This is a genomic window from Tundrisphaera lichenicola, assembly GCF_051175385.1.
GTDB lineage: Bacteria > Planctomycetota > Planctomycetia > Isosphaerales > Isosphaeraceae > Tundrisphaera > Tundrisphaera lichenicola.
Genome location: NZ_CP195106.1, coordinates 3,558,444 through 3,579,415, shown reverse-complemented (window position 1 = coordinate 3,579,415; position 20,972 = coordinate 3,558,444). Strand labels below are relative to the sequence as shown.

Below are 20,972 nucleotides of genomic sequence, written 5' to 3'. Positions count from 1 at the left end.
CACGATCCTATCAAGGACGACGGGACTCGTCGGACTTCAAACGCCCCCGGACCGGCGATCCATGTGATGCCGGAACCAGAGTTCCAGCATCAGGAGACTCCAGAGGCGATAAGCGTGGTCGCGACGACTCCCGACATGCTCATCAATCAGCGCCTCCACCGCCTCGGGCCGGAACAGGCCCCGGTTGAGCGCGACCGGATCGAGCAGGACGGCTCGAAGCTCCTCCTTCAACTCGCCCCGGAACCAGCGGTCGATCGGGACGCCGAAGCCCATCTTGCGGCGTCGGAGGATCTCGGGCGGGAGGAGGTCGGCGAACGCCTCCTTGAGGACCACCTTGGACCGGCCGCCTCGGAGCCGGAGCTTCCGCCGGATCGGCATCGCCAGGGCCAGCTCGACGACCCGATGGTCGAGGAACGGGCTCCGGCATTCCAGGCTATGGCCCATGCTGGCCAGGTCCACCTTCACCAGGAGATCGCCGGGCAGGTAGGTCAGCAGATCGACGATGGAAGCCCTCGTCACCGGGTCGCGCTTGGGGGCGACGGCGAAGGCCCGAGCGAGGATCGAGGCAGGATCGGCCTCGTCGGGGCTCCGGGCGGCGGACCGGGCGAGGTGTTCGAGGAAGTCGTCGGAATAGAGCGAGGCGCGGGCGGTCTCGTCGAACATCCCGACCCACCGGAGGTAGCGGGCTTCGAGGCCCTGGTCGATCCCCTCCAGCATCCGGCGGACCTGACGCATCCGGGTCTTGGCCCGGACCGAGGTCGGCCAGGCCCGCGCAAGCGGACCCCCCAGGAACCCCCGGAGCCCGGCGGGCAGCCGGTCCAGCCGGTCGGCCAGGGCCACGGCCCGATATCGGTCATAGCCGCCGAAGAGTTCGTCCCCGGCATCCCCGGTCAGGGCCACGGTGACATGCCGACGGGTCTCGCGGGCGACGTGCCAGGTGGGCAGGGCCGAGCTATCCGCGAACGGCTCGTCGAACTGCTCGGCCAGGGCGGGCAAGGTCTCCCAGGCCCGGGGCTCCACGGTGAAGGCGTGGTGCTCGGTCCCCATCGCCTGCGCGACCATCTCGGCGTACCGGGTCTCGTCGAAGGCCGGGTCGCCGAAGCCGATCGAGAAGGTTTTTACGGGACGATCGGAAGCCCGCTGCATCAGGCCGACGATGATGCTGGAATCGACCCCGCCCGAGAGGAACGCCCCGAGCGGGACGTCGGCCACCATCTGCTCGCGGACCGCCTGGTCGAGCGTGGCTCGAAGCTCCTCGGCATCCTCCTCGGGGGAGCGGTCGATCTCCCGGTCCCAGTCGGGGTCCCAGTACCGGGTCAGCTCCAGGTGCCCTTCCTGCCAGACCGCGTAATGCGCGGGGGGGAGTTTATAAACCCCTTCGAGGATGGTGGAAGGGTGGTTGATATATCCATAGGCCAGATAGCGGTCGAGGGCCAGGGGGTCGAGCCTTCGGGGGAGGTCGGCCTCGGGCAGGGTCATCAGCGCCTTCAGCTCGCTGGCGAAGGCGATCCGTCCCGAGTCGTGCCGGTAGACCAGCGGCTTCTGGCCCAGCCGGTCGCGACCCAGGACCAGCCGATGACGGGGGGCGTCCCAAATCGCCAGGGCGAACATCCCCCGGAGCAGGCGGAACATCGACAGGCCTTCGTCCTCGTAGAGGTGGACGAGGACCTCGGTATCGCCCGACGACCGGAGCGTGTGCCCCCGGGCTTCGAGCCGATGCCGGAGCGCGGGGAAGTTGTAGATCTCGCCGTTGAAGACGGTCCAGACCGTGCCATCCTCGTTGGAGAGCGGCTGGTGCCCGCCCGAGAGGTCGACGATCGAGAGGCGTCGGAACCCCAGCGCGGAGTGTTCGTCGATCCGGGTCCCGGAATCGTCCGGCCCCCGATGTTCGATCCGGGCGACCATCGCCGCCAGTTCATCGCGGCCCACCGCCCGGGCGGGATCGGTCCAGGCCGCGCCGCAGATCCCGCACATGCTAGGGGCCCTTCGAGTCGTCGGACGTTCGCGGACGGAGCCGCGATCGCCCCGGGCCTTCAGCCTAGCACAGCCCCTTCGCCCCGACCATCGGGGAGCGGCCAGCCGTCACTTCAGGGTGTTCCCCGTTTTTCTGGGGGTACGATCCGTCGGTTGGCTGCGGTTGGCTCCCGGAGCAAGCTCCGGGTGAGAAAGCGGAAGCAAGCTTCCGCACTCCAAGGCCTCCGGCGGCTCGTCGCCCCCGAAGAGGCGAAGCCGCCCTGGAGTGCGGAAGCTTGCTTCCGCTTTCGCCAGGAGGAGCTTGCTCCGCCGAAATCGCCCCCGGAAACCCTGAGGGCACCATCACTTCAAGAGGCCCTTCTCCCTCGCCAGCCCCTCGTAGAGCGTGGCGAACCGCTCGACCATCAAGGCGATGCCGAACTCGGCCTCGACCCTCGACCGGCCCGCCTCGCCGAAGGCCCTCGCCCGTCCCGGGTCGGCGATCACCGATCGGATCGCCTGGGCCAGGGCGGGGGGGTCCCGAAGGGGGACCAGGATGCCGGTCACGCCATCCTCGACCACCTCGGTCGTCCCGGGGGCGGCGGTGGCGACGACCGGCTTCCGGAACCTCATCGCCTCCAGGACCACGTTGGGCAGCCCTTCGTAGAGGCTGGGCAGGACCAGGAGGTCGGAGGCGGCCAGGAGCCTCGGGACGTCGTCTCGGTGGCCGAGGAACGAGACCCGACGCTGGTCGAGCAGCGTGAAGCACCGGGCCAGCCCCTCCAGCCGGGACCGGAGCGGCCCCTCGCCGACGATCAGGGTCCGGAGGTCGGGCCGGACGTGCTGGAGGAGGTCGAGGCTCGAGAGGAGGGTGTCCACCCCCTTCTGCTCGGCCAGCCGACCCGCGAACAGGACCAGGGGGGCATCGGCCGGCAGGCCCAGCTCGGTCCGGACGGCGGCGGGGTCGACCTCGGGCGGCTCCTCGTCGGCGATCCCCGAGGGGATCATGGCCAGCTTCTCGGGCGGGATGCCCACCTTCCGATAAAACTCGACCACCGCGTTCGAGTTCCCCACCACCCGGTCGGTCCACCGGCTCAGGAATCGGTCGACCGCCAGCTCGGATCGTCCCTTCCAGAGGTCGACGGCCATCTCCGAGGTCACGACCACCGGCACCCTGGCCTGATGGGCGGCGACCCGCCCGTAGGTGTCGGCCGCGTAGATCCAGGTCTGGATCACGTCGAACCGCTTCTCGCGGAGGAACCGGGTCAGCCGACGGAGGGCCAGCGGGTCGACCTTGTGCCGCTTGCCGATCGACGTGACCGGGATACCCGCCTCGTCCAGCTCGGCCTTCAAGGGGCCGAGCCGGGTCAGGGCCGCGACCTCGGACCGGAACCGGTCGCGCGGGAGCCCCTCGGCCAGCAGGACCATCTGCTTCTCGGCCCCCGAACGGTCGAGGGTGGGGATCAGTTGGAGGACGTTCAGCACGGGGGGAGACCATCGGGGCTTCGGATATTCGCGAGGCCGGAAGATTACCCCATCCGCCGACCGACGACCAGACAGCCCTCAGTGGGCCGACCCCTCCCAGGTCCGGAGCAGCCGACGGGATCGGAGCAATCGGATTCGCTTCCGGATCGGTCCCCAGGGCCAGAGGTACTTCCATGTCATCACGAACGCCCCTCGATAAGTCGGGCGATAGACCCCCGCTTCCTCGTCGAAGGAAAAATAGCCGGCCTTGACCAGTTGCTCCTGCTCCTCGGCCATCGTTCGCAAGATCCAGGGGGCGGGATCCTCCTGAATGATGGGAGAACGGGCCGAGAATTCGCCCACCTCCGCGATCGCCCGTCGATGAAGGGCCAGGAGTCGTGCCGGGTCCTGCACGTCCGGGAACGGGAACCCTCGGCGCTTCGGCGGGACCGGCATCAGCGAGGGTCGGACGTTGTTGTGGGTGATCACCTGGGTCCCGTCGGCGAACTTCGTCCAGAAGTGCGTGGTGGTCTCGATCGGAGCCCCCGCCGGGAGGATCATGTCCAGCCGCTTCGCTTCCGTCCCCGAGTCCTGGTGGCCGAAGAGGCTTACATAAGTCGTGACATTGGGGTTCGAATCCGCGAGGAAGAAGAGCCCATGATCGACGAACCCCAGCCTCGAAAGGGCCTCCGACCCGGATCGAGAGCCCTCGGCGACCGTGGGGGGAAGCTCCGCCGAATCGGGCTCGACCGGGCGGATCTCCGGGGTCGGCGACATCCAGTATGTTTTCCGCATCTTGAGCGGAGCGATCCCGTAAAGAAACACCGCAACGACACCGATCTGGATCAGGATGATTTCGAGGAAGACCATACCCACTCGATCGAGGCCCTCATCTCCCACCGTGAGGAACGCCAGGCAAGCCGACATGCCGATCATCCAGGCGAATGTCTTCCAGAATCCCGGCGGTTTCCTCAAGGTCGTCGGCCCGTCCAGCTTTGCTCTTGGCATGGTCAAGGGCTCGATGAGTGGGGGGATCGGTCGATCAGCTCTCGGAACAGTTCCAGGTGCCGACGAGCCACGGCGGAGATCGAGTAATGTTCGGAGACCCGCCGTCGGGCCGCAATGGCCATCCGCAAGGCATCGGGGTCGGCCCGGTGTTCGAGGATCATCCGGGCCAGGGCAGCGGGGTCGTCGGGGGGGGCGAGTCGGCCATGCTCTCGGTCGGTCATCAGGGCGAGATTGCCCGGGATCGCCGAGGCGACGCTCGGGATTCCCAGGACCATCGCCTCCAGGAGGGCGATGCTCATCCCCTCCTCGCGCGAGGGGAGCACGAACAGGTCGGACGACCGGAGGATTTCCGAAGGGTCGGCGACCGCACCCGCCAGTTCGACCGACCCCATCAGCCCCAGCCGAGCGATCCGGGCTTCGAGGCCGGGACGCTCGGGACCTTCGCCGACCAGGGTGAGTCGGGCCTCGGGATGGCCCGCCCGGACGATCGGCCAGGCGTCGACCAGGGCGTCGAGCCCCTTCTCGGGGGCCAGCCTCCCGACATAGGCGGCGCGGAGCGAGGTGGGGTCGGTGCCGGGCTCCCAGCCTCGGTCGGGGATCGGGACGCCGTTGGGCAGGTCGACGACCTTCGACGGTGCGTACCCCGCCCCGATCAGCTCCCCCCGGACGGCGGAGGAGATCGCGACCACCGCGTCGGCCTGACGGCAGCGTCGACCGATGGTCCGGCCGAACCGCCCCCAGGATTGCCAGGCGAGGTCGCCCGTCGCCCCCGCCCCCTCGGGCCGGAGGACCACCGGGAACCCCCTCCGGAGCCCCTCGCCCAGGACCGCGTAGGCATCATGCTTGAGCATCGACACATAAGCCAGGTCCACCCGATTCCGGGCGAACCAGCGCGAGAGTTCCCGCATGTAGAGGAACGTCCCGACAAACCGGGCCTTCGAGGTGGCCAGCCGCTCGACCCGGCACCCGTGGGAGACGACCTCCGAAGGGGCCAGGCCCCCCGACCTGGCGGTCAGCACCACGACCTCGGCCCCCTCGCTCGCCAGGGCCGGGGCCAGGTAGCTCAGGACCCGCTCGGCCCCGCCGATCAGGGGAGGATAGCGCCGGGTGACCAGGGCGATCTTCATCGGGCGATCCGGTGGGGCTCGGGGCCTAGTCCCTCAGCCGTTCGAGGTCGTGGGGTCGGGCAGGACGGCGACGTGGGGCAGATGGCGGAACTCGTCGTCGTAGTCCAGCCCGTATCCGACCACGAAGCGGTCGGGGATGGTGAACCCGCAATAGTCGGGCTCGATCGCGACTTCCTGGCGGCCGATCTTGCGGAGGAGCACGGCGGTCCGGACCCGGAGCGCCCCCCGGTCGGACATCCGGTGGACCAGGGTGGAGAGGGTGTGGCCGGTGTCGAGGATGTCGTCGAGCAGCAGGACGTCGCGGCCCGCGACATCGGGGGCGAACGACTCGTTGATGATCAGGGCCCCCGCCGAGGTGGTGGCCCCCTTGTAGCTGCTGGCCTGCAAGAGCGCCACGCGAAGGGGAATCTGGATCTCGCGGATCAGGTCGGCCAGGACGATCAGGCTGCCGGTCAGGATGGCCACGATCGTCAAGGGCTGACCCTGGTAGTCGGCCTCGATCTGCTTGCCGAGCTGGTGGATTCGCTCGTGGATCTGTTCCTCGGAGATCAGGATTTCCACGGGTTGCGGGTCCATCGGGGGATTCGGGCCGGGGCCTCGTCGGCCGGGGCCGACCGCAGGGTGGCCGCCCGGCCTCGAATCGAGGGGACGGCGGCCATCGCGATCCATCATGCCCGAGTCACAACGCGATGCCAAGGGGGAGAAATTCCCCGGGCATGGGGCGGTGCCTTGCCCGATGGGCGGCTCAGGCCGGGGCGAGCGCCCGGGCCTTCCGGTACGCCCGGACCCGGAACAGGGCCACCCCCGCCAGGGCCGACCAGAGGGCCAGCGAGGCCGGCTCGGGCGTGTTCGGGGCGGGATCGGCACCCGGCCCGGCGTTGGGCGAGACCGGCGTGTACGAGAACAGGACGAGGTCGGCGTCGGGCGGCTGGAGGGTCAACGCGGGGGTGCTCGTCAGGTTGTAGTTCGGGTCGAGGCTGACCTTGAAGTTCAGGACGCCCCCGGCCGCCAGCGGGTTGGAGGGATTGGTGAAGTCGAATCCGATGCCCGCCGGGTCCGAGCCCGGAGGGCTGGTGATGACCGAGAGGTTGTTCGCGTCGAAGCCGGAAGAACCCCGGACGATGGTCAAGGGGCCGAGGGTCGGATCGGCCGGGACGACGGCGGTAGGAGGGACGACGCCGGCCAGGACCAGGTCGCTCACGGGGGTCGGCCGGGTGTTGACCAGCTCGTAGTAAGCGTACTTGGTGCCGCCTTCGGTCACGATGCTCGCGCCATGGGCCGGTCCGGCGATCGCCAGGGCGGCCGTCATCAGGATCAATGAACCATTGAAGCGTCTCAACACGGCGAAACTCCTCGTAAATCAGGCAGGCCCAAGGCAAGCCCGCTCCATCCCCCGTCGCCGGTCCATCCGTGGTCGGTCGATCGGGCCGCCCCTCGACCGAGGGGTCGGGCGGCGTGACCCGGCGGGGATCATTCTGGTCGGGAATCGTCGGGGAGTGCGCGTCCGAGGTGGGGCCCGCGACCGGCCGATGACCCGTCGCGAACGGGCGGCATCATGCGAAAGACCCGACCGGGGGTCAAGGCCAGGTCGAGGGAAACTTGAGGCAAAATCGACAAAATCACAAAGCTCGCTTATCGAGAAAGGTAGACACAAGATCGAGACGCCCAACGACGGCCCCAACGGCTTAAAAAACAAGTCGTCGACCCCGTGCGAGCCATCAAACGGATCGCCCGGGTCAGATCCCCAGGGCCTTGATCCGGGACGCGAGGGTGGTCGGCTTGAGCCCCAGGATCTCGGCGGCCCCCCCCGTGCCCGAGACCTTGCCGGACGTTCGCCGGAGGGCCTCTCGGATATTGTCCGCCTCCAGCCGGCGGACCTCGGCGTCGGTCAGGACCCGATCCGGGCCGGCCGGGAGGGGCAAGGCCACCGGCTCGGCCCGGCCACCCGGCAGTTCGATCGCCAGGCGAGGGCCGTCGGCGGTGATGACCGCCCGTTCGATCACGTGCTGAAGTTCCCGGACGTTCCCCGGCCAGTGATAACCCTGGAGCTGCTGGACGCTCGACAGCGTGAGCCTCGGCCTGGGCCTGCCGAGCTTGCGGGAGGCCAGGGTCAGGAAATGTTCGGCCAGCAGCGGGATGTCTTCCGCTCGCTTGCGGAGCGGCGGAAGCTCGACCGGGAACACGCTCAGGCGATAGTACAGGTCCTGCCGGAACCGCCCGGCCTCGGCCTCCGCCCGGAGGTCGCGATTGGTGGCCGCGACGAGCCGGACGTCGACCTTCCGGGTCCGCTCCTCGCCGACCCGTTCGAGTTCCCCTTCCTGGAGCACGCGGAGCAGCTTCGCCTGGAGTTCCAGGGGGATCTCGCCCACCTCGTCGAGGAACAGGGTCCCGCCGTCGGCCAGTTCGAACCGCCCGGCGCGGTCGCGCAAGGCCCCGGTGAACGACCCCCGGGCGTGCCCGAAGAACTCGCTCTCGTACAGCTCGCGAGGGACCGCCGCGCAGTTCACCTTGATCAGCGGTCGGCCCGCTCGTTTGCTCCGACGGTGCAGCTCCCGAGCGACCAGCTCCTTGCCCGTGCCGCTCTCGCCCAGGACCAGGACCGCCGCGTCGGTCGGGGCCACCAGGTCGATCTGCCGGGCCAGCGCCTCCAGGGCCGGCCCCTGGCCGACCAGCTCGCCGAAAGAGCCGGCCCGAGTCACCTCCTCGCGCAGATACTCGTTCTCCAGCTCAAGCTTCGCCTTCAGCTCCTCGATCCGCTCGAACGCCCGGGCGGTGGCGATCGCCGCGGCGGCGTGGTCGGCGATCGTCCGGAGCCAATCCATGCACTCCGGCCCGACCGTCCCCCGAGCGAACACCCCCAGGACACCCAGGACCTCCCCCCGGTGGACCAGCGGCTGCCCGCCGAACCCCGCGATCCCCTCGGCACGCATCCAGGCCGGGTCCGCCGCCCAGTCCGGCGGGTCGGGCGTCATGTCGAAGGCCTCGACCGGCTGGCCCGTCGCCGCGATCCGCCCCACCTTGCGGACCCCGATCGGGAACCGGCGGAACGCCCCATCCAGCCGAGTCCACTCGACCCTCGGGTCGACGACCGAACGGCCATGACTGGCGACCAGTTCGAGGCAGCTCGACCGGCCCCGGCAATCCGCCTCGGAGGGACACCCGGAACAATCGCCGGTCGGCTGCACCAGCCAGATCCGGGCCAGGGCGACCCGAGGCGACTCGCCCAGCCGGGCGACCACCAACCGCAGAAGTTCCGGCAACCCATGCTCCCGGGCCATGTCCAGGAGCAGCCGCTTCGGATCGGAGACCAGCGAATCCGCCGAGGTCCATGTCATGAAGCCACCCTGACGAGATTTCGGAATCACCCTACGAAATCTCGTAGATTCACGAAATCCCGTTAACAGCCAGGCCAACCACTAATTTCCGCAAACCAATACCCAAAAAACACTTAAAAATTCCAAACTGTCATGGCACGAGGTATGAGTTACTCCCGATCCGCTCGCCTCGAAACGCGAGGCCGAAACCAACCACCGATGACGAGGGGATCCCGATCATGGCACGCATCACTCAGATTTCGCCCGAGTCCGCGACCGGCCGGGCCAAGGAACTTCTGGACGAGGTGAAGGGGAAGCTCGGGCTCGTCCCGAACATGACCCGGGCGATGGCCAATGCCCCGGTTGTCCTCGACGGCTACCTCCAGCTCAGCGGGGTGCTCGGCAAGGGGACCCTGCCGGCCCGGGCTCGCGAGCAGATCGCCCTCGCGGTGGCCCAGGCGAACGACTGCGACTATTGCCTGGCCGCCCACTCGACCGTCGGCCGGATGGTCGGCCTGACCGCCGAGCAGATCAGCGACAGCCGCCTCGGGACCTCGGTGGACCCCAGGACCGACGCCCTGATCCGGTTCGCCCTGAAGGTCCTGGAGTCGCGGGGGGCGGTCGGCGACGGCGACCTTCGGGACGTCCGCGAGGCCGGGTTCGACGAAGGGGCGATTGCCGAAGTCGTCGCGAACGTCGCCCTCCACATCTTCACCAACTACTTCAACCGGATGGCCGCGACCGACATCGATTTCCCGAAGGCCCCGGCGCTGAGGCCCGAGCCCGCCCCGGCGAACTGACCCCACAACCGACATCGACCCCGGGGCGACGCCCGGCGTCTCAACACCTGATCTTTCCCCGAAGACGGAGGATGCTCTGATGAACAGGATCGACGATCTGCTCAAGTTGGCCGCGCGGCTCGATCGTGCCGGCATCGTGGTGACTCGGATCGGGCTGGTCGTGGTCCTGGTCTGGATCGGCAGCCTCAAGGCCTTCCGCTACGAGGCCGATGGGATCGTCCCCTTCGTGGCCAACAGCCCCCTGATGAGCTTCGCCTACCAGCAACCCGCCGGCGAGTACAAGCAACACATGAATCGCGAAGGGGAATTGAAGCCCGCGAACCGGGAGTGGCACCAGGCGAACGGCACTTATCGATTCGCCCACGCCCTCGGCTCGGTGATCGTGGCTTACGGGGTGATGATCGCCCTGCATCCCTGGTTGCCACGGCTGGCGGCGCTCGGTAGCTTCCTGGTCTTCGTGATGTCGCTGGTCACCCTCTCCTTCCTGGCCACGACGCCCGAGTGCTGGGTCCCTCCGCTGGGCAGCCCCGAGCACGGCTTCCCGCTCCTCTCGGGAGCCGGCCGCCTGGTGGTCAAGGACGCCATCATGATGGGCGCGGCCCTGGTGACCATGGCGGACTCGGCCCGGAAATCCCTGAAGTCGCGGGGCGTGGCCTGAGGCCATCATCCCACGGACGAATCCCTCACGACCTAACCCAATCCCGCGGAAGAAGGAGACTCGATCATGACTCGCTCGACGCTGTCCCACCTGGGCTTCCCGCTCCTCGCGACCGCCGCGATCACCCTCGGCCTGGCCGACCGCGCCTCGGCCCAGCAGAGCGTGGCAGTGCTCCACAAGACCGTGAAGGTCGGCGACCTGGACATCTTCTACCGGGAGGCCGGGCCGAAGGACGCCCCGACGATCCTACTGCTCCACGGCTTCCCGACCAGCTCGCAGATGTTCCGCAACCTGATCCCCGCGCTGGGCGACAAGTACCACGTCGTCGCGCCCGACTACCCCGGGTACGGCCACAGCTCGATGCCGACTCATGACAAGTTCGCCTACACGTTCGACAACCTGGCCGGGGTGATCGACGAGTTCACCGAGAAGCTCGGGCTGACGAAATACGCGCTCTACGTCCAGGACTACGGGGCCCCGGTCGGCTATCGCCTGGCGGTCGCTCACCCCGAGCGGGTCACGGCCATCGTGGTCCAGAACGGCAACGCCTACGATGAGGGTCTCGACAACGACTTCTGGAAGCCGATCAAGGCGTACTGGAAGGAGCCGAACAGCAAGGAGAAGCGCGACGCCATCCGAGGGCTGGTGACCTATGAGGCGACCAAATGGCAGTACACGACCGGGGCGAAGAATCCCGAACTCGTCAGCCCCGACGGGGCGGCCCACGACCAGTTCCTGCTCGACCGCAAGGGGAACGACGAGATCCAGCTCGACCTCTTCCTCAGCTACGGCAGCAACCCCCCACTCTACCCGAAGTGGCAGGCTTACTTCCGCGATCACCAGCCGCCGGTCCTGATCGCCTGGGGGAAGAACGACCAGATTTTCCCGCCCGCCGGCGCCGAACCCTACAAGCGTGACTTCAAGACCCTGGAGTATCACCTGATCGACGCAGGACACTTCGCCCTGGAGACCAACGGCGACGAGATCGCCGGGCTGATCCGCGATTTCCTCGGCAGGCATGTGGCCGGGAACTGACCATCGGACGCCCCGGGTCCGACTCCCCTCGGAACCCGGCTCCCGATCGGTTCGAGAATCGAATAAGATCGGGGGTGCAGTCGTCAACATTCCAGGTGACCGCATGCCCGAGGCTTCCATCGACGCTCCGGCGTCGGACGAAATCCTGGTCGATCAGGCCCGCCGGGGGGATCGCTCCGCCCTCGAGGAGCTATTCCGGCGGCATTGGAGCGTGGCCCATCGCGTGGCCTATCGCCTGCTCGGCCATGACCAGGATGCCCAGGATGCGACCCAGGAGTGCATGATCAAGGCTCTTTCCCATCTGGAGGATTTCGACGGCCGGAGCGGATTCCGGACCTGGCTCCTGCGGATCGTGACCAATGCCGCCTTCGACGCGGGTCGGAAGCGGAAGCGGCGACCGACGGTCAGCCTGGGGACCCCGGATGGCGAAAACGGCAACGCCTATGAGCCCGCCACCGAGAACGACCCGACCCTGAGCCTCCGTCAGCATGACCTCCGGAAGATCCTCGATGCGGCCCTGGAACGAGTCAACCCGAAGCAGCGTCAGACGTTCGTCCTGTTCGCCGAGGCCGGTTTGAGCTATGAAGAAATTGCCCAGATCCAGGATATACCGATCGGCACGGTGATGAGCCGGATCTATTACGCCCGGACCAAGCTTCAGTCGTATCTGGACGGGGTCGACGGACTCTGAGAATCTGGACGAGTCATCCGGCCCCCGTCCGGGAGAATGTGAACCATGCGTTGTGAAGACCTGATCCGAGAGCTGGCGACCCCGACGGGAACTTTGCCGTCGGAGGCGATGGCCGATCATCTGTCCTCCTGCCACCGATGTGCCGAGCGGTCGAATAGCTCGGTCCGGCTCGACCGGATCTGGGAGGCGACCCGCCTACCCGAGCCATCGAGCAGCGACCTCGATGCGCTCTGGGCCCGGGCCTCGGCCTCCCTCGACGCCCCGAAGCCGGCGGTGATCCCCTTCGCAGCCCCCGCGCGTCGGGGCCGATGGGGCGTGGCCGCCCTCTACCTGGCCCAGGCGGCCGTCCTCCTGATCGCGGCCACGATCCTCTTCCGGCCGGGGCCCGCCCCGGTGGTGGATCTAGCCCAGGGTGAGAAGCCCGTCCCGCCCCCGGCCGTGACCACGCCTCCATCCCGGATCACTTCCTACGTCGACCAGACCATGATCGTCCGGCTCTACGAGCAGGAAGGTCCCCAGTTCGAGTATCTCGACGACTCGGAGCTTTTTGCCGGGTCATTGATGGCCGACTCCACGCCGCAGGACGCCTTCAACGCCCTCGAAAGCATGGCCTCGCAATGAGTCGCAGCCGAGCACACGCCCCGAGCCGCCTGAGTGCCGCCGCGATCCTCGCCGCGGCACTCTGGTGCGTCCCGACCCTGGCGCTCGGGCAAGGCCCCCCCGCCCGCCAGGTCGTCATGTTCGGCGTGGTGGCCACCCCCGGGAGCACGACGGTGGACCCCAAGATCAGCCCCGTGGTCCGGGCCCAGCTCCGACGGGTCCTGCCCGGCCACGGCTTCAAGCTGGTCAAGGTCCGGAGCGAACGGGTCATCCCCGGCGAGTCGGTGGTCTGCGACATGGGCGACGGCTTCGTCGCCTCGACGACCCTGATGAGCCCGCTCGACCCCAACGGCAAGGTCCAGCTTCGCTATGAGCTCTCCTTCGAAGAGAGCCCGCAGTTCCAGACGATCGTGGCGACCCCGCCGGATCAATTCAACTTCTTCGACAAGATGTTGCCGGACAACAAGCACCTGCTGATCGGCCTCGGCGCCCGCTGACCGGGGCCGACTTCGAAATGGGATGGGCCGCGACAGTCGGCGAACTTCCCCCCGCCGAACGAGGTTGGCTGCCGACCGCGCGGCCGATCACGTCATCCTGATCCTCGATCCCGATCCGGTCGATCGAATGAATTCGATCGGCGGACGGGCGAGTCGGACGCCGCTTTGATCCATGATCGGGGCGATCCCTGCCCCCGGGCCTGCGTCGAGTCCCTTCCCTGGGTCACGACGTGAGGCAGACCCTCGCCCAACCTTCCCTGGCCGGGCCGCAGATCCTTCTAACACCCTTATCATCGGCAGATCCGGCGGTCGACCCTTAGCGATTCCGCCGATGAGTCGAGATCGCACGGACCATCTTCGACGCGACGAGGGCCGCGACGGCGAAACTCGCGAGCGAGACCGAGTTGAAACGTGAAGGTCTCGAGGACGACCGGGCCGACCGCTCGGCGAGGACCGCCCGCGCGATCCGGACGCCCATCGGGGGAGCTGGCGGGCCCCCTCGACGCCATTCCAGGAATCCGGCCAGCCCCAGGGCGATCGCCGCGATCCCGACCATGATTGTCCCGATCCGGGCCCGGAATCGCATCGAGCCTCCCGGCTCAGGGATGGCCCGGAGGCCCGGAATCGTGCCCCGTCTTGCCGGGATGCTCGCGAGCGTGCCAGGGCTGTTCGGTTTCCGGTTCGGGATAGGGACGCCAGGGGGGAGCCCCAAATACCCACGAGATCAGCAATGCCACCGGGATCGGACCCAGGGCTATTACCAGCGCGATCCAGAAGGATCGACGCTCCGACCGGATCCAGTCCGCATCCCGTTCGGGCTGATCTCGATGCCCGGAACCCATCCGCTCTCTCCCATGGCCCCGACTGATCATAAAACACATTGGGAGACTCATGATAGACCGGCGGGTCATCCACTGCCAATGCTTCGCGGGATCGCAGGGAGTCCATACGCTCCCTTGGCGATCGTCCGGGCTTCGGGTAGCCTGAGCGTCCTGGCCAAGGTCGGGGCGTCGGCCTCGACTCGAACGGATTCGACCGAGAGTGCCCCTCCGATGAACCGGCCTTCCACCGAGCCCAGCCCGTCGATTGCCCTCCCCTGGGGCGAGGGACCGCCGCTCCCCCTGGAGATTCCCCGGACCTGGGATCTGGCCGACGTCTCCTGGCCGGACCTCTCGGGGGCCCTGGACGACTACCCGACGGCCCTGAGCCGGGCGCTCGATGAGCCGGAGGGGGGCCAGGGGATCGCGTCGGCGGCGGGCTCGACCGTGGCGATCGTGGTCGACGACCCTTCCCGATGGACCCCGATCCGCGAAGCACTGCCGATCGTCCTGGGACGCTTGCGGGACGCCGGCATTCGCCCGGGCGACATCTCGATCAGCGTCGGAGTCGGCCGACATCACGCCGTGGACGCCGCCTCGATGCGTCAAAGAGTCGGCGATGGCGTCGTGGACGCTCATCGCTGCTTCAGCCCTCCGGTCGACGAACTCTCGGAGTACGACGACCTGGGGACGACCGACGAGGGGATCCCGGTCCGGGTCTTCCGCACGGTGGCGCGGGCGGGATTGCGGATCCTGATCGGCTCGGTCTTGCCGCACCTCCAGGCGGGGTTCGGCGGGGGCTACAAACTAATCTTCCCGGGGACCAGCCACCGCTCGACCCTGGGGGCGATCCACCGGATGGGGCTGGGGGGGGACGCGGCCGGGAAGCTCCTGGGATCGGATGCGTCCGAGAACCCGATGCGCCGCGCGATCCGATCGGCGGCGGCCAGGCTTGGCCCATGCGTCTCGATCAGTCACCTCATGGGACCGCCGGGGACGGTCCTGCACGTCGCCTCGGGGCATCCCGACCCGGTCCAGGATCGCCTGGCTTTCGAGGCCCGTCGGCGATTCCGGGCCGGGGAGGTCGACCCCCGACTGGTCGACGTGGTGGTCGCCGGCAACTCGCCCTGGCCGGGCGACCCGATGATGAGCTTCAAGGTCTTGCTCCAGCATCGGGCCGCCAGCCGACCGGGCGGGGTCCTGATCGGGTTCTTCCGGACCGATCCGGCCGAGATCGACCGATCCTTCCCCATGCCCGCGATGCGCGGGATCGCCGCCTCGGGCGCCGCGGGGGGCTGGGTGATCCGCCGGGGCCTGGCCGCCGCCGATCGGGTGATGTCGGCCCTGCATGCCCCCAGCGAGTTCATGATCCGATGGGCCCGCGAGTTGGTCGTCGATCGGACCGTCCTGGTCTATGCCCCGCCCCTGTTCGATCGGATCGGCCCCCGACTGGGCCCGATCCGCCTGTTCGCCGACCAGGCACGGCTCTGGGAGGCGGCCCGCGAGGCGCTCCCCGGGATCGATCGACCCCGATGCCGGGTCTTCCCGCAAGGCGGCTTGACGTACTGCCCGGAGTGGTGACGAGTCCGCTATCGGCGATCGTCGAGAAGAAGTATGCTCAATCGGCCGAGAGATCCGCGATCCGATTCGCGGAGGGCCACCCGTTGACCCCCCGAGCGAGGCGCCGATGCCCGACGTCCGACTGATCCCGCTGGGCGTGGGCGATGCCTTCTCCGCCCTCCGCTACACGACCTGCTATGCGCTGGGCGTGGACGATGCCTGGCTCCTGATCGACTGCCCGCACCCGGTCCGGAAGATGTGGCATGAGGCAACCCTCTCGGCGCTCGGCGAGGCGCTGGACCTCGACCGGATCGTCGGCGTGGCGATCACGCACCTCCACGCCGACCACGCCTCGGGCCTGGAAGATTTCGCCTACTACACCCACTTCGGCCTCAAGCAGCGGGCCACCTGGCTGGCCCACCCCGATGTCTCCGCCAGGCTCTGGGACGGCCTGCTCTCGGCCGGGATGGGTCGGATGCGGCTCACGCCCAATGGGGTCTCGAAACGAAAGCGGCTCGAAGAATACGTTGATATGATCTCGCTGGATGCCTCCCGGCCCGTCGAGTTCGGCCCGTTCTCGATCGAGTGCCGCCCGACCATCCACTCGATCCCGACGAGCGCCTTCCGGATCCGGGCCGCCGGCCGGACCTTCGCCTTCAGCGCCGATACCGCCCACGACCCGTCGCTGATCGAATGGCTGGCCCCGGCCGACCTGATCGTCCACGAAGCGACGACCCTGGACCAGTCGCCCGTCCACACCCCCTATGCCCGACTGGCCGAGTTGCCCGAAGCCCTCCGGTCGAAGATGAGGCTGACCCACCTCCCGGACGGCTTCGACGCCGGGACCAGCCTGATCGAGCCGATCGTCCAGGGGCGGCTCTATCGGGTCTGAGCCGATAACTCCGATTCAGTCGTCATGCCTGGCCCGGAGTCGGGGGGAAAGACGAAGGATGAGCTGGGCCCGCTCGAACTCGCCGAGCCACTCGGAGGCGGCCAGCCGGGTCGCGTCATCGGTGGGCGGGACCAGCCCGGTCGGGCAGGCCGGGCCGAGTTGATCGGCGGCCAGTCTCCGATAGGTGGAGAGGGTCCGCTCGCCATAGCGGGCGACCTCCTGGAAGTCCTCGCTGAGGAACAGGGCCACGGGCACTCGATGGCCGCCGTTGATCGACAGGGCATCCGAGACTTCGGGCCGGGCGTCACGGTCGAGGAACCGAAGGTCGATCGCCGGAGATTGCTCGGCGAAGCGGCGGAAGATCGGGCACTGGTTCACGCAGTCGCCGCACCAGGTACCGGCCAGGACCAGCACCGGCATCCGGCGGACGAATCCGCCCAGCAAGGCGACCTGGCCGAGATCCAGGGCCACCCGCTCATGCATCGCGTCCCATCTCGATCTCTGGGCGGGCGTGGCGTATTGGTCGAGGAACGTGCTGTAGGTTAGGGCGGCCTCGAAGGCGATGGACCAGTCGATCGGCATACCTGGCTCGCGAAGGGTGAGGACTCCGGCGGAAGAGGCGCCGGACAACACCCTCGATTCTCTCCCAATGAGCCGGAGATTCCCAGCCCAACGGCGGGAGGCCGAGGTCGTCAGTTCGCGGTCTTGGCGGCGGCCGGTTTGGGCTCGACCTTGGCGGCGGGTTGAGCGGCGGCCTTCCTGAGGTTATCCAGCAGCTTCTTCTGGACGTCGGTCAAGACCCCCTCGCACTCGGTGATCATGCCGGCCTTCTCGTCGGCGATCTTCTTCTCCAGGGCCTCGATCGCCTCGTACCGCTTGCCGAGGATCGAGTAGATGTCGCCGCGTTGCTGCTCGGTGAGACCGATCTGCCCGAAATAATCCGGGACCCGTCGGGCCCGATCCTGCTTCTTCTTCGGCACGGACTCGGCCTTCGGGTTGGCCGGCTCCTGGGCGACGAGGGGCAATCCGCCCATCATGGCGACGGCCAGCGCACTCAGGGTGACAACGGCGAATTGCTTTCGGATCGTCATCAATCTCAACCCCTCGGTTCGACACGCAGGTTCATGAAAGAAGATCACCCGGACCGCAATCAAACTAACATGCAATTTGCCGCACAAGCTAATATTGTTTCGAGAAAACGACCTGACTTCGCGGATCTGGTGACGCCAGGACCCATTCGGTCCATGCTCACGACACCGGCGGGCTGTCCTCTTCATAGGCATACATGTCGCGAATTTGCTCGTTGAAGTAGGCCCCCTTGGAATCGCTCGACATCAATTCTTCGAAGATGGAATACGGCACATCGAAGTATCGGTAGATCCGAGCGGGCTCGGGCAACAGCTCGACTTCGAGGATGCTGTCCGCCGGCTCGTAGCCGACCGAGCGGATCAGGCGAGATTCGACCGGTTGTCGGTCCATGAGCGAGGGCTCCGATGGGTCGGCGCCCGCTCCGTCGCGGGCGATCCGATCGATCGAGCATCGGCCAACCGAGCGGGTCGGTCAAGCCTCGACCCGTCAGATCCAACCCAGGGCCGCCAGGGCCGCCAGGTGTTTGCAGGGGTCGGGGGCGGTCGGCGCATCCTCGCGATAGAGCCACTCGGCGCAGTCGCATTGCATCGAGCCATCGACAAGCCGGCAGGCATAGTAGGGCCCGTGTTCCAGGGGTGGGGCCAGGCGAGTCAACCGCCACTGGATCGGGGCGAGGGCGGTCCCTTCGACTCGCTCGGCCCGATAGGTCCGACCAACGATCGGGATCAGGACGAATCGGGGCAGGTTGCCGTCCTCGCGACCGAGGGTCAGCACGGTGATGGGCAACTCGCCCAGGGCCGCCTCCAGGGCGGCCCCGCCATACTGCGCCCGGAGCCGATCCCACGATCGCCGGGCTTCGTCCAGCGACTGGCGGAAATGCCAGGCCGTCGGGTGGGCCGGGCCCATGGCCCGCTCGGCGGCCTCCAGGTCGGCCGCGGCCACGTCCAGGATCATCCGACTTCGCTGGGCCAGCTCGACCGCTCGGCGTGCCGGGTCGGATGGGTCGCGATGGAGCAGGGTGGTCGCCATCGGTCAGGATCCACGATGGAGGATCGCGCACCGCTCCGATGGCCCCGTCGATTTCCGATCCGGCCCCGGAGGCCGGGCCCCTTCCGGGGCGATGTGCCGATAGCGCCGGGAGGGAGTCCCGACCAGGCAGACCTCGCGGAGCGTCGGGGATTTGGCCCGGATCTTCCGAGGTCGAATTTCGTCGAGGGTGATGGACATGGTGACCCCTCCTTGTCGCCCGTACAGTCCTGATGCGTCCAGGAGTGTACCGATCGGCAGGCGCACAAGCAAGAGCCTGGTGGATTTTGTCCAGTGGTGTTATTTCGTGCGGGTCGAGGTCGAGATGGCGGCGTTTCGCGAGACGGCCATGGTCGTGGCGAACGCGTCGAGCAGCCCGGTCCGGCCGACCTGGCTCGGGTGGATCGCCTCCAGGCCGAGCTGCGACTGGACGGCGTAGGAAAGCCGGTGTTCGGGGCCGACCAGGACGACCAGTCGATGACCTTCGGGCTCGCTGGAGGTCAGGAGCTGTTCGGTCCCGGTCAGGTCGGCCTCGGGGACGCCCGGCAAGGTGGACCGGAGGATGAATCGGAGTCGGCCTCCCGGCGCGGGCCCTTCGATCCTCGGGTGGTCGAGGTCGGGCCCGACCACGGTGATTGCCTCGAACGGGTGGGCCCGATGACGGAGGAGGACGGCAGACCGGAGATTCATCAGCTCGCGGGTTTCCAGGTGCCGGAAAGTCACCTCGCGGAGCCCGTCGGCCAGGGCAGTCACCGTCACAACCAGCAGGAAGCTGGCCAGGACCCTCCGCTGTCGGAGGTCCCGGCGACGCGCCCACCGATCCAGGCCCTTCGAGAGCCAGATCACCGCGACCAGGAGGTCGAGCGCCAGGTGGAGACCCAGCGCCGATCGTGGGCCGAGATGGCCGTGGGTCAGGCCGATCACGGCGCTCCGAAGGTCTCCGCTGAGCCACCAGGCCACCGAGACCGCCGTCGCCGGGGCCAGCCAGCTCAGCCGACGGACCGAGGCCCGGCGGACCACCAGGTCGCGGATCGCCTTCGCCGCCAGGAGATTCAGCGGGATCAGCAGGAACAGCCCCATCGTCGACTGAGGCCCGCCGACCCAGAGTGCCGGGGCCAGGGCCGCCACCGAGAGCCAGACGACCCAGAAGACCCCGCCGATGGTCGCCCCGTCGTCCCGCTCCGAGACCATCGCCCCCTTGATCGCGCGAGCCACGCCGAAGAGGGCCAGCGGGAGCGTCGACGGGGCCAGGTCGTTGAGCCGGGCCAGCAAGGTCGGCCGCTCCCAGCCCAGGGGGTCGGGCGGGTGGAGCAGGGCCCCGAGGAACTCCCGGCCGTGATGCATCCACATCGTCGAGTACCAGGGCGCGGCCATCAGCAGGCCCAGCCCCAGCGAGATCGAGCCGGCCAGCAAGCTCGGGTTGTTCCACCAGCCATACCAGGGGCGATCGAGCCGCTCGACCGAACCCAGCTCGGACCGGAGATACGCCTGATGGAGCAGGATGACCGGCACGCAGAGCAGGCCCACCCCTCCCATCGAGAGCATCGCCAGGCCCAGTGCCAGGCCGCCCCCGACCACCCACCAGGCCCCGCCCCCCCGGAGCGACCAGTGCGAGGTCCCCACGCTCACCCGGAAGTGCCGGCCATAGCAGTACATCGCGGCCAGGGTCGCCGCCAGGGTGACGGTCGCCGGGGAGGCTTCCTTCATCTGGCTCAGCAGGTGCGGGTTGAACGCCGTCAGCAAGGCCCCGATCAGGCCCACGCTCGAACCTCGCCAGAGCCGCCCATGCCAGTAGACCAGCAGGACGACCAGGGCCCCCGCGATGTAGCTCGGCAGGACGATGGCCGAGGGGGTCCGATCCGAACCCAGGGCCAGCCCGACCGCCTCCAGCCAGGCATAGAGCGGGGGCTGGAACGCCACCGACCGGAACGCCCGGGCCTCCATCGCCGGCTGGAGCGTGTCGACCGCCGGCAACTGGTCGAAGACCCAGCCGTCCAGGACCGCCAGGCCCCGGAGGCCCCACCAGGGGCCGGGCGGGGTCAGGTTCCACCAGTTCAGGGCATAGAGCCCCGGCAGGACCGCCGCCAGCACCACCAGCGGGAAGAACATCGCCGATCGCGGCATCGGCCGGATCAGCGGACGTCCCAGGGTGTCCCGGCCTTCCGGCCTCCGAGAGATCGATATCATGGCCATGTGACGACCGGCTCCTTCCGTTCGTCCCGTAAGCTCCACCCTCGCGAGCGGGACTCTAGCAAAAGACCCTGGATGCGCGTAGCCGGATCGTCGCCCCGACCCGGAGGATCGTCCTGGTGACCGACGAGCCGAGCGGATCTCGAAGAATGGCTTCGATCTGGCGCAACAGTGGCTTCGATCCGCAGGCAAAATGGCTTCGAACCGTCGAGACAAGACCGACCATCGGGACCTCTCTCGAGATGTTTTT

23 protein-coding genes are annotated in these 20,972 nt (G+C 68.2%); 8 read left to right on the top strand and 15 right to left on the bottom strand.

Annotation, left to right across the window (positions count from 1 at the left end; genetic code table 11):
• Positions 1-36 precede the first annotated feature (36 nt).
• The 7 genes from asnB to P12x_RS14230 all read right to left on the bottom strand — a co-directional run bounded on the left by asnB (position 37) and on the right by P12x_RS14230 (position 8,887).
• A complete protein-coding gene (gene asnB, locus P12x_RS14260; protein ID WP_435011539.1) occupies positions 37-1,974 on the bottom strand; it encodes an asparagine synthase (glutamine-hydrolyzing) in 1,938 nt (645 codons plus the stop codon).
• Positions 1,975-2,316: 342 nt separating this feature from the next.
• Complete coding sequence (locus P12x_RS14255) at positions 2,317-3,438, bottom strand: glycosyltransferase (protein WP_435011538.1); 1,122 nt, start codon at positions 3,436-3,438, stop codon at positions 2,317-2,319.
• Positions 3,439-3,516: 78 nt separating this feature from the next.
• Complete coding sequence (locus P12x_RS14250; RefSeq protein WP_435011537.1) at positions 3,517-4,425, bottom strand: hypothetical protein; 909 nt, start codon at positions 4,423-4,425, stop codon at positions 3,517-3,519.
• Positions 4,426-4,427: 2 nt separating this feature from the next.
• Positions 4,428-5,552, bottom strand: a complete 1,125-nt coding sequence (locus tag P12x_RS14245; protein ID WP_435011536.1) for a glycosyltransferase family 4 protein — start codon at positions 5,550-5,552, stop codon at positions 4,428-4,430.
• A 33-nt stretch (positions 5,553-5,585) separates the two neighbouring features.
• The gene (gene hpt / locus P12x_RS14240) at positions 5,586-6,128 is read right to left on the bottom strand and encodes a hypoxanthine phosphoribosyltransferase (RefSeq protein ID WP_435011535.1); all 543 of its coding nucleotides are present in this window, start codon (positions 6,126-6,128) and stop codon (positions 5,586-5,588) included.
• Positions 6,129-6,297: 169 nt separating this feature from the next.
• On the bottom strand, positions 6,298-6,891 hold the full coding sequence (locus P12x_RS14235) for a hypothetical protein (RefSeq protein ID WP_435011534.1): 594 nt from the start codon (positions 6,889-6,891) through the stop codon (positions 6,298-6,300).
• A 397-nt stretch (positions 6,892-7,288) separates the two neighbouring features.
• Positions 7,289-8,887, bottom strand: a complete 1,599-nt coding sequence (locus P12x_RS14230) for a sigma 54-interacting transcriptional regulator (protein ID WP_435011533.1) — start codon at positions 8,885-8,887, stop codon at positions 7,289-7,291.
• Between the two features lie 218 nt (positions 8,888-9,105).
• Between P12x_RS14230 and P12x_RS14225 the strand changes: the two genes are divergently transcribed.
• The 6 genes from P12x_RS14225 to P12x_RS14200 all read left to right on the top strand — a co-directional run bounded on the left by P12x_RS14225 (position 9,106) and on the right by P12x_RS14200 (position 13,147).
• Positions 9,106-9,666 carry a carboxymuconolactone decarboxylase family protein gene (locus P12x_RS14225; RefSeq protein ID WP_435011532.1) on the top strand — a complete coding sequence of 187 codons (561 nt, stop codon included), beginning with the start codon at positions 9,106-9,108 and terminating at the stop codon, positions 9,664-9,666.
• Between the two features lie 79 nt (positions 9,667-9,745).
• Positions 9,746-10,324 (top strand): DUF417 family protein, encoded by a 579-nt coding sequence (locus P12x_RS14220; protein WP_435011531.1) that lies wholly within the window; start codon positions 9,746-9,748, stop codon positions 10,322-10,324.
• Positions 10,325-10,390: 66 nt separating this feature from the next.
• Entirely contained in the window at positions 10,391-11,359 is a 969-nt protein-coding gene (locus P12x_RS14215) for an alpha/beta fold hydrolase (RefSeq protein ID WP_435011530.1), read from the top strand.
• Positions 11,360-11,462: 103 nt separating this feature from the next.
• Positions 11,463-12,050: an RNA polymerase sigma factor gene (locus tag P12x_RS14210; protein ID WP_435011529.1), complete on the top strand. Its 588-nt coding sequence runs from the start codon at positions 11,463-11,465 to the stop codon at positions 12,048-12,050.
• Positions 12,051-12,095: 45 nt separating this feature from the next.
• On the top strand, positions 12,096-12,671 hold the full coding sequence (locus tag P12x_RS14205) for a hypothetical protein (RefSeq protein ID WP_435011528.1): 576 nt from the start codon (positions 12,096-12,098) through the stop codon (positions 12,669-12,671).
• Positions 12,668-13,147, top strand: coding sequence for a hypothetical protein (locus P12x_RS14200; protein WP_435011527.1), 480 nt, complete (start codon positions 12,668-12,670; stop codon positions 13,145-13,147). Before P12x_RS14205 ends, P12x_RS14200 begins: the two co-directional genes overlap by 4 nt.
• Positions 13,148-13,463: 316 nt before the next feature.
• On the opposite strand, the gene P12x_RS14195 is transcribed toward P12x_RS14200, so the two are convergent.
• Together P12x_RS14195 and P12x_RS14190 are read right to left on the bottom strand one after the other, a co-directional pair.
• On the bottom strand, positions 13,464-13,733 hold the full coding sequence (locus P12x_RS14195; protein ID WP_435011526.1) for a hypothetical protein: 270 nt from the start codon (positions 13,731-13,733) through the stop codon (positions 13,464-13,466).
• Positions 13,734-13,746: 13 nt separating this feature from the next.
• On the bottom strand, positions 13,747-13,989 hold the full coding sequence (locus P12x_RS14190) for a hypothetical protein (RefSeq protein ID WP_435011525.1): 243 nt from the start codon (positions 13,987-13,989) through the stop codon (positions 13,747-13,749).
• Between the two features lie 114 nt (positions 13,990-14,103).
• On the opposite strand from P12x_RS14190, the gene P12x_RS14185 reads away from it, so the two are divergent.
• Complete coding sequence (locus tag P12x_RS14185; protein ID WP_435011524.1) at positions 14,104-15,546, top strand: lactate racemase domain-containing protein; 1,443 nt, start codon at positions 14,104-14,106, stop codon at positions 15,544-15,546.
• A 106-nt stretch (positions 15,547-15,652) separates the two neighbouring features.
• Positions 15,653-16,417 carry an MBL fold metallo-hydrolase gene (locus P12x_RS14180; protein WP_435011523.1) on the top strand — a complete coding sequence of 255 codons (765 nt, stop codon included), beginning with the start codon at positions 15,653-15,655 and terminating at the stop codon, positions 16,415-16,417.
• Positions 16,418-16,432: 15 nt separating this feature from the next.
• On the opposite strand, the gene P12x_RS14175 is transcribed toward P12x_RS14180, so the two are convergent.
• The 6 genes from P12x_RS14175 to P12x_RS14150 form a co-directional block, all read right to left on the bottom strand.
• Positions 16,433-16,999 (bottom strand): thioredoxin family protein, encoded by a 567-nt coding sequence (locus tag P12x_RS14175; protein ID WP_435011522.1) that lies wholly within the window; start codon positions 16,997-16,999, stop codon positions 16,433-16,435.
• A 110-nt stretch (positions 17,000-17,109) separates the two neighbouring features.
• Positions 17,110-17,508 (bottom strand): hypothetical protein, encoded by a 399-nt coding sequence (locus P12x_RS14170; RefSeq protein ID WP_435011521.1) that lies wholly within the window; start codon positions 17,506-17,508, stop codon positions 17,110-17,112.
• 157 nt (positions 17,509-17,665) lie between these two features.
• Positions 17,666-17,896 carry a KTSC domain-containing protein gene (locus P12x_RS14165; protein ID WP_435011520.1) on the bottom strand — a complete coding sequence of 77 codons (231 nt, stop codon included), beginning with the start codon at positions 17,894-17,896 and terminating at the stop codon, positions 17,666-17,668.
• A 96-nt stretch (positions 17,897-17,992) separates the two neighbouring features.
• A complete protein-coding gene (locus P12x_RS14160; protein ID WP_435011519.1) occupies positions 17,993-18,535 on the bottom strand; it encodes a hypothetical protein in 543 nt (180 codons plus the stop codon).
• 3 nt (positions 18,536-18,538) lie between these two features.
• The gene (locus tag P12x_RS14155; protein WP_435011518.1) at positions 18,539-18,733 is read right to left on the bottom strand and encodes a hypothetical protein; all 195 of its coding nucleotides are present in this window, start codon (positions 18,731-18,733) and stop codon (positions 18,539-18,541) included.
• A gap of 99 nt (positions 18,734-18,832) precedes the next feature.
• A complete protein-coding gene (locus P12x_RS14150; protein WP_435011517.1) occupies positions 18,833-20,725 on the bottom strand; it encodes an ArnT family glycosyltransferase in 1,893 nt (630 codons plus the stop codon).
• Between the last annotated feature and the right edge of the window lie 247 nt (positions 20,726-20,972).